This window comes from Candidatus Viridilinea mediisalina (assembly GCF_002532535.1).
In the GTDB taxonomy this organism is placed as follows: domain Bacteria; phylum Chloroflexota; class Chloroflexia; order Chloroflexales; family Chloroflexaceae; genus Viridilinea; species Viridilinea mediisalina.
In genome coordinates this window covers 1-7,470 of record NZ_NQWI01000171.1, presented here as the reverse complement: position 1 = coordinate 7,470, position 7,470 = coordinate 1, and the positions used below count along the sequence as shown (strand labels likewise).

Below are 7,470 nucleotides of genomic sequence, written 5' to 3'. Positions count from 1 at the left end.
CCCCTCTTGGGATAGGCGAAAGTCCGATAGCCGAAAATCCGAAAGCCGAGCATAGCCGAAAACCCGATAGCCGATAGGCGAAAGCGCGGGCGGCGCGGGGGGCTGAGGGAGGCCCAGATATGGGTGGGCATTGCACGTAGGGGCGTAGCAGCGGCCCACCTCAGGTAAGGGAAGCAGAAATTGTTACGTATCCCAGCAGCTTGTCATGCTGAATAGAACATGGGGCGCAGGCATCGTAGTGCCGACTTTAGTCGGCTGAGGTCTTGGGCAACGATGGGAAGCCGACTAATGGTGTTCCAGAAATTAATCCGGTGTCGCGGCACGGGCTAGACCTGATAGATATGCCAGATTTGCGAGGTCTGGTTAGCGGATTATTTACTGGAAGACCATAAGTCGGCACTACCTACGGCACAAACAGGAACGTTCCTACGCGCCTTCGCTCATGGTGGACAAAATGGGGCAATCAACAACATCCGCTTCCCTAACACCGCGCAGGAGGGAATGAATGGGCCGCTGCTACGCCCTTTCCGAGGAAGATCGTCAACCCATCGCATGCGTAGTGGGGGCATGGTTCGCTTCGGAGGGCGTAGCAGCGGCCTTGTGTTCTTGGTGCGGGCATGGTTCCTTTGGGGGCCGCTGCTACGCCCCTACGTAAGCTACGTTTGGGTGCTTGGAGAGCGAGGGAATGGCCCTCACCCCCTGCTCTCTTCTCCCGCAAGCGGGTGAGGGTCTTGGTGTTGCTTTGCCCTCTTTTGTCTATCGATCACAAGAATTGGCTCAGATGGCGCAATGCGGCTACCGTGAGCGGAAGCCGTTGTTGCTCCAAGATTTCAAGGAATGTATCCACTGGCTTGGGTGGGTTTTTAAGTGCGCGGCGCTGCTGTTGCACTGCGGAGCAAACCGCAAAGCGGTTGAGATCAATCAGGTGGCGAATAAACTCGTCAGGATGTTGTGCTTCAATCCCAAATGGAAGCGACGGCATTAGTATCCCAAGCCTAACTCTTGGCTGATGGCGGCCAGTTCATCAAGACTGCGTGTGCGTGCTGCTGCGGTGCGTTCTTGGTAGGCGATGAGGTCGCGGAGCAGGATGCGGCGGTGAGTTCCGATGTTGCGGAAGGGGATTGCGCCCTCTTTGAGGAGACGGATAAGCGAGGGGCGTGAGATGTTGAGGATGGCGGCGGCTTGCTGTGTGGTGATTTCGGCGTGAAGCGGGATGAGGGTGATGGCGTTGCCTTCTGCCATTTGGAGTAAGACTTCGATCAGGATTTGAGTAGCTTGGGTAGGAAGTGTCAACGCTGTCTCATGATCGGGATTTTGCTCGTCTACAATCCGTATGGTTAGCGTGTGGTTGCGTGGTATATTGGGGGCAAGAAGACGTAGTGATGCCTTGGCTGCTTCGCGTTCCTCTTCTGAGGGAACGAGGGTTGCGGTGATTGCGTTGCGGGTGTAGGCCATTGGGGAACCTCCTTCTTGTCGCAGTATACGTGATAATCGCAATAAACGAAAGATCTCACGATGAGCGACGATCTCCTTGCCCATTTTCAGTCACTTCCGCCAGCGGAGTAGCAGCGCCTACTGGCGCGATTGGCTGCTGCATCTTCCACGAGCGTCGATCTGCGAGGTATACAGACCAGTTGTGGGCGAGGGGCAAAGGCAGCGAGATTCTTGGTGTTACTTTGCGCTTGCTACGCCCCTACGTAAGCTTCTTCCAATCTCCCCGCCAAGCGGAGCATTTTGTGCGGGCGCTTACCGATATTGCCGCCCGCGAACCGGCTTTTGCCCAACAACTTCAGACGCTCGCCCAGCAAGCGAACATCCAGACGGGAGGGGTGCAAGGTAGCGTCAATGTGAGCGGCCAAGGGAAGGTTTACGGCACCACAGGCGGGGTGATTACGGGAACGGTGACGGGCAACTATACGTTAGGCAAAGATGATGAGCAGGCAACGTAGAGCTGTGTGTGACCCAAATATGTAGGAAGGGGGTGCGGGGGAACCTGGTTCCCCCGCATTTCCCCCTGTTCGGCGGGATCGTAGGGCACCGCTCTACAGATACCAGTCACACCCATAGTAGTTGGGTTCAATGCATGTCGTAGCAAAAAAGGGCTACATGGGAAGGTGTGTTGCTCATGGGTTCATGGTCGGATTCACTCTTGGTGCGTTTGCGCCGCGCCGTGGCGGCGCTTGCCGGTGCCCCTGACCATGATCCCAGAGAAGGCACAGTAACGGTCAGTGGCAGTGGTACGGTCTACGGCAATGTTGTTGGGTTTAATCTTGGCCAGGTGATCTTTGGGCGCGATCCGAGTGAGGATGAGCGGCGGCGCATTGTCTGGTATCTCGAAGGGCTTATGCGCAAGCTTCAGGTATTGCCGCTGCGTGGCCTCGATGAGCAGCTTGGGCAGAGTGCATGTCTCGAACTGCCGCGTATCTACGTCACCCTCGCTACCACCACGCGCCTTGCTGCCGAACGCGGTACTAAGGCGCAATTAAGCGCCTTCTTCGAGCAGGGTGATCCCGACCGCCCGCTCAAGCAGGATTACCATCCCGATCATGCGCTCCCCGATAGGGCACGCTATCGGGTGGATGGTGCGGCAACCATTGATGGGCAAGCGGAAGCTCCGGTTGTGCTGCAACGTTCGCTTACTGGAGGCCAAATTCGCCACTTTACCCGCGCATGGTATGAAGAACTCGTAACCAAAGGCCAGCTTGACCAAGCACAAGCCGAGCGGTTATGTAGCATCCTGCTGCGTGCGATTGGCGATCCCCAACGTCCTCGCTTGCGGGAGATGGCCAAGACGCCGCTGCTGCTGACGCTCATGGCGTTAGTTCTCTATAACAAAGGGGAATTGCCCCGTGATCGCCCGCAGCTCTACGAGCGTATTCTCGAATTGCTCTTAGGCCAATGGGATCACGTACGCGAAGGGCAATCGCTTGGCCAAGCTATCGGCATGCCCACTTGGGATAGCAGCTACATTCGCCCCCTGCTCGACCGGCTCTCCTACGAAGCGCATGGCGCAGCCAGTTCGCAAGATGGGCGCGGACGCTTGGCGCGCGGAGAGGTCTACACGGCGCTGATTGACTTCTTCCAGCAGACGGAAGTGGCCTCTCCGGGCGATGCGGCGGTGCGCTGCCTTGACTACATCGATCAGCGCAGTGGTCTGCTCCTGCCGGATGGTGCCGACACCTTCACCTTCGCTCACCTCACGCTGCAAGAACATTGTGCAGGACGGCAGATCGCCCTCAACGCGGAAGACCCGGTTGCCCTCGTGATGGCACACCGCCATGATGATCGTTGGCGCGAGCCGATCTTTCTTGGTGTTGGCCTCGCTCCCCCCTTGGTACTCGACCGGCTCTTCAATGACCTAATCGAGCGCGAGGAGGCAGGGAAGAGCAAACCGGTTGCCCGCTGGTACCGCGACCTGATCCTTGCCGCCGAACTTGGCGCCGACCGCGACTGGAGCTATCTGCGAACCCGCCCCCAAATACGTGCGACCCGCTGGCAAGCGGCGCTCAAACAGGGACTCGAAGAACTCTTGGCCGACCGCGTCCAACCGCTGCCCGTCGCCGAACGGGTACGCGCCGGCTTCTTGCTTGGCGACCGCGACCTGGGCGACCCACGCTTTCCGGTGACGGTGGATGAGTGGCGCAACGCAAGCGAACGGGCGCTGGCGGGCGATGCCAACGGCTACTTCTGCCCCATTCCCGCAGGCACCTACTGGATAGGCAGCGCCAATGACGACCCTGACGCAAAGGATGAAGAACGGCCCCAACACACGATTACGCTGGCCCACCCGATCTATATCGCCCGCTACCCGCTCACCAACGCGCAGTGGCGCGCGTGGGTGCGACTGGGTGATGGACAACCATCATACACTGATGACGACTCTGATCTAAACCACCCCAACCAACCCGTGGTTGGGGTCAGTTGGGTCATGGCCAACGCCTACTGTGCGTGGTTTAGCACCGCGATAGGGGCCGACTTGCGCCTGCCGAGTGAACAGGAGTGGGAAGCCGCAGCGCGGGGCGGAGATCGTCGCCGCTATCCGTGGGGCGACGACTGGCGGGAGGATCATGCGGCGACGGAAGAGGATCGTGCGACGCGGGGTTGGCGTTGGAGCATCCCCGTGGGCTGCTACCCCGCCGGGGCGGCACCCTGCGGGGCGCTCGACATGGCGGGCAATGTGCGGGAATGGATGGTAAATACCTGGCAGTCTTACCCCGGAGCCGAGCGCGTCTTTGCTGATGAAGAGAGGTGGGTGTTGCGGGGTGGGGATTATGATGACAGCAGAACTAATGTTCGCTGCGGGGCGCGGCTCCGCTTCCTTCCCGGCTACGACCTCAGCGGCGACAGGGGTTTTCGGGTTCTTCTCTCCCCTCTTGGGATAGGCGAAAGTCCGATAGCCGAAAATCCGAAAGCCGAGCATAGCCGAAAGCCCGATAGCCGATAGGCGAAAGCGCGGGCGGCGCGGGGGGCTGAGGGAGGCCCAGATATGGGTGGGCATTGTACGTAGGGGCGTAGCAGCGGCCCGCCCCAAGAATTGCTGTGCAGGAGGGGGTGAATGGGCCGCTGCTACGCCCTTTCCGGGGAAGATTGTCAATCCATTGCATAATGAATGGGCCGCTGCTACGCCCTTTCCGGGGAAGATCGTCAATCCATTGCATGCGCGGTGGGGGCAATGGGGTGGGTGGTTGCCACAACATGCATGGGCTCCCAATGGCCCCGCTCCCATTGCCACGGGAGGGCGCGATGCCGATGGGAGGGCGTAGCAGCGGCCTTGTGTTCTTGGTGTGGGCATGGTTCCTTTGGGGGCCGCTGCTACGCCCCTACGTTGCGGGGCGATGGGCGATGTGTCCACCACACATTCATGGAAAACGCATGGCATCTCGTCGTAAGGGAATGTAGGGGCGTAGCAGCGGCCCACCCCAAGAATTGCTGTGCAGGAGGGGGTGAATGGGCCGCTGCTACGCCCTTACGGGGTTTTTGGGAGGCCCAGGATGGCCCTCACCCCCTACCCCCTTCGGCAAGCGGCCCCTGAGCTTGTCGAAGGGCAGGGCACCGCCGCTCCCACGTTGTGGGAGAGGGGCGAAGGCAGCAAGGTCTAAGAAGCCGTCTGAAAAGCCGGGGGCACACGCTGGAGTGCCGGCTTTAGCCGGCTAAAGTCGGCACTCCAACGCCAAACCATAGAATTTTCAGACAGCCTCTGAGGTCTTTGGCAGCGATGGGAAGCCGACTAACGTCGGCACTACCTACGGCATCTCAGGGTGGCAACGCAACGGGGCAATCAACAACATCCGCCAGTCGGAAGAGGCGCAAGTACGGGAACGATAAGTACCGTTATCGTTCTTGTGGTGTGCGGAAATGGCTCGATTTTGGCATCAGGGGAACGGTAAGATGAAGGAAATGGGGTGGTTTTGGGCGAATCGGCGGGAACGATAAAGCGTGGATGCTTACTGCACCACGCGAGGATTTGCTTTTGGCTAGACTATTTGCTAATCTTTACGCATAGCTTTGTCATGAAGGAGCGCAGGATGAGCAATATCAGTGTGAACCTCACCCCCTACTGGAAAGAGTGGGCAGATGCGCGGGTGAAGAGTGGCCGCTACAACAATGTGAGCGAAGTGGTGCGTGAGGCGCTGCGGCTGTTGGAGTACCAGGAGCGCGAGCGCGAGGCACGTTTGCGTGATCTGCATGCGGGGATTGCGGGAGTTCGTGATGAAGAGGTGACGCTATGACGCTTACCGAACTCTTTCCTGCCATTCATGCCTTGCCACGGGTGGAGAAATTGCGCTTGATGCAGTTGCTTGCTGCCGACATTGCCCGTGAAGAGGAGCTTGCGCTGCCGCTTGCTGGTGAAGATCGCGCCGTCTGGTCGCCCTATGACGCGCATGATGCTGCGGCTACCTTGCTGCAGGTTCTCAATGAAGAGACGCCAAGGGGAATGTGAGATGTTGCCCGCTGCCCGCTTTCCCTACATTGACAGTGACCCCGCGCATCCTGGCAGCAGCCTTATGCCCTACGTGCCGCTGCTCCTCGCCCATGGCCAACGCACCATGGCGCTTACGGGCCTGCTGGATAGCGGGGCGACGGTGAATGTCTTACCCTATCATGTGGGCATCCAGCTTGGCTTGGATTGGGTAGAACACACGACCCCAGTGCAACTCACAGGTAACCTTGCCCAGGCACCTGCCCGTGCTGTTGTTTTGCATGGCACCATCAACCCCTTTGCTCCGGTTCGGCTGGCCTTCGCTTGGACGCAACTGAGCAATGTGCCGATCTTATTGGGGCAAGTGAACTTCTTCCTTGAGTTTGATGTCTGCTTCTTGCGGACACAAGCAATCGTCGAACTTCGCCCGAAGCAAGCTTGACGCAGAAGTAGATCGAACCTGGCTGTAGCAGCCCTACTTCCTATCTGCTCACTTCTCTTTCCTTGTCATTGAGGAGCGCCCCATGCCCCCAGAAGCCGAAGCCTCGCCCCTCACCACCGCCCGCTCCGGTATTCGCCGCGCCCATTGGCCCGCATTGCTCGCTGGGGCGGGTGGCGCGGCGACCGTGGGACTGCTGGGCGCAGCGGGTTTGGCACCGCTCTTCGTGAGCGTCAGCGCGGGAACCTTGACCCTCGCCGCAGTTACTCAGTGGCTCACCGAGATGGGCATGGGCGCGTTGGCCGGTTGGGTGGGCAACCTCGCTACCGACGGGATGCAAGCGGCCCTTGCCGAAGATGCCCCCGATCCGGCTTGGCTCGCGGCATTAGCCCAGCGCCTCGATGCCGCCGCCGCCAACAACCAGGCGCTCGCCACTGAGTTGGCCACCTTTCTGCAAAAACTCGATGCCGTACCACTGGCTCTCGCAGCGATTGCCGAGGAGCAGGGGGCGCAGAGCGACGTGCTGATTGAGCAGCATCGCCTGTTGCAGCGCCTCAGCGCCGATATGGAGCGGTTGCAGCTCGCTGGCGGCGCGTTGGGGCCGGTGGTGGTGGCTGAAGCCAACCGCGTGATCGCTACCCTGACCGCCTATCACGATGCTCGCTTCGACCAACTCCTCGCAGCGGTTACCGCACTCAGGGACGCGCAGCACCGGGCACTCATCAATTTCGCCGGGGCGCAGATGCGCGATGTGAATTTTCAGGGGGATGTTGCTGGGCGCGACATTCATAAGACGACGGTGCATGGTGGCGCTGAAGTAGTGCAGCCCGTGGCGGTATCTGGTGGTTATGTTGGGGCTGTCATTGGTAAACAGGTTATCGAATACCACTTCACCCCCCGCTCCACCCCGGCGGGGCGGCGCGGGTGTTGATCACCAGCCGCAACCCCGACTGGCAGGGCTACCTAGGGGTGCAGCGCCATGCGCTCGATGTGTTGCACCGCACCGAGAGCATCGCCCTTTGGCGCTGAAGCTCCTCGCCCGTGCCGCCCACCTCGTACCGGGGGAGGTTCTTCCCACCGCACTGCTCCTCGCCACTCTCGCGCCACCCGC

Annotated in this window: 8 protein-coding genes; 6 read left to right on the top strand and 2 right to left on the bottom strand. The window is 60.1% G+C overall.

Annotated features, from left to right (window positions below; all coding sequences use genetic code 11):
• Positions 1 to 763: 763 nt before the first annotated feature.
• Both CJ255_RS20340 and CJ255_RS20335 read right to left on the bottom strand, forming a co-directional pair.
• A complete protein-coding gene (locus CJ255_RS20340; protein ID WP_097645912.1) occupies positions 764 to 982 on the bottom strand; it encodes a VapC50 family PIN domain-containing toxin in 219 nt (72 codons plus the stop codon).
• Complete coding sequence (locus CJ255_RS20335; protein ID WP_097645911.1) at positions 982 to 1,455, bottom strand: helix-turn-helix domain-containing protein; 474 nt, start codon at positions 1,453 to 1,455, stop codon at positions 982 to 984. Before CJ255_RS20335 ends, CJ255_RS20340 begins: the two co-directional genes overlap by 1 nt.
• A gap of 221 nt (positions 1,456 to 1,676) precedes the next feature.
• Here CJ255_RS20335 and CJ255_RS20330 point away from each other — a divergent pair, with 221 nt between their 5' ends.
• The 6 genes from CJ255_RS20330 to CJ255_RS20305 all read left to right on the top strand — a co-directional run bounded on the left by CJ255_RS20330 (position 1,677) and on the right by CJ255_RS20305 (position 7,290).
• Positions 1,677 to 1,949, top strand: a complete 273-nt coding sequence (locus CJ255_RS20330; protein WP_124682029.1) for a hypothetical protein — start codon at positions 1,677 to 1,679, stop codon at positions 1,947 to 1,949.
• A gap of 176 nt (positions 1,950 to 2,125) precedes the next feature.
• Positions 2,126 to 4,444, top strand: a complete 2,319-nt coding sequence (locus CJ255_RS24215) for an SUMF1/EgtB/PvdO family nonheme iron enzyme (RefSeq protein ID WP_097645909.1) — start codon at positions 2,126 to 2,128, stop codon at positions 4,442 to 4,444.
• 1,081 nt (positions 4,445 to 5,525) lie between these two features.
• Positions 5,526 to 5,729 (top strand): type II toxin-antitoxin system ParD family antitoxin, encoded by a 204-nt coding sequence (locus CJ255_RS20320; protein WP_165774849.1) that lies wholly within the window; start codon positions 5,526 to 5,528, stop codon positions 5,727 to 5,729.
• Entirely contained in the window at positions 5,726 to 5,941 is a 216-nt protein-coding gene (locus CJ255_RS20315; protein ID WP_097645907.1) for a hypothetical protein, read from the top strand. The genes CJ255_RS20320 and CJ255_RS20315 overlap by 4 nt, the downstream gene beginning before the upstream one ends.
• A complete protein-coding gene (locus CJ255_RS20310; protein ID WP_217352505.1) occupies positions 5,916 to 6,362 on the top strand; it encodes a pepsin/retropepsin-like aspartic protease family protein in 447 nt (148 codons plus the stop codon). Before CJ255_RS20315 ends, CJ255_RS20310 begins: the two co-directional genes overlap by 26 nt.
• A gap of 82 nt (positions 6,363 to 6,444) precedes the next feature.
• Positions 6,445 to 7,290 carry a hypothetical protein gene (locus CJ255_RS20305; RefSeq protein ID WP_097645905.1) on the top strand — a complete coding sequence of 282 codons (846 nt, stop codon included), beginning with the start codon at positions 6,445 to 6,447 and terminating at the stop codon, positions 7,288 to 7,290.
• Positions 7,291 to 7,470: the final 180 nt, after the last annotated feature.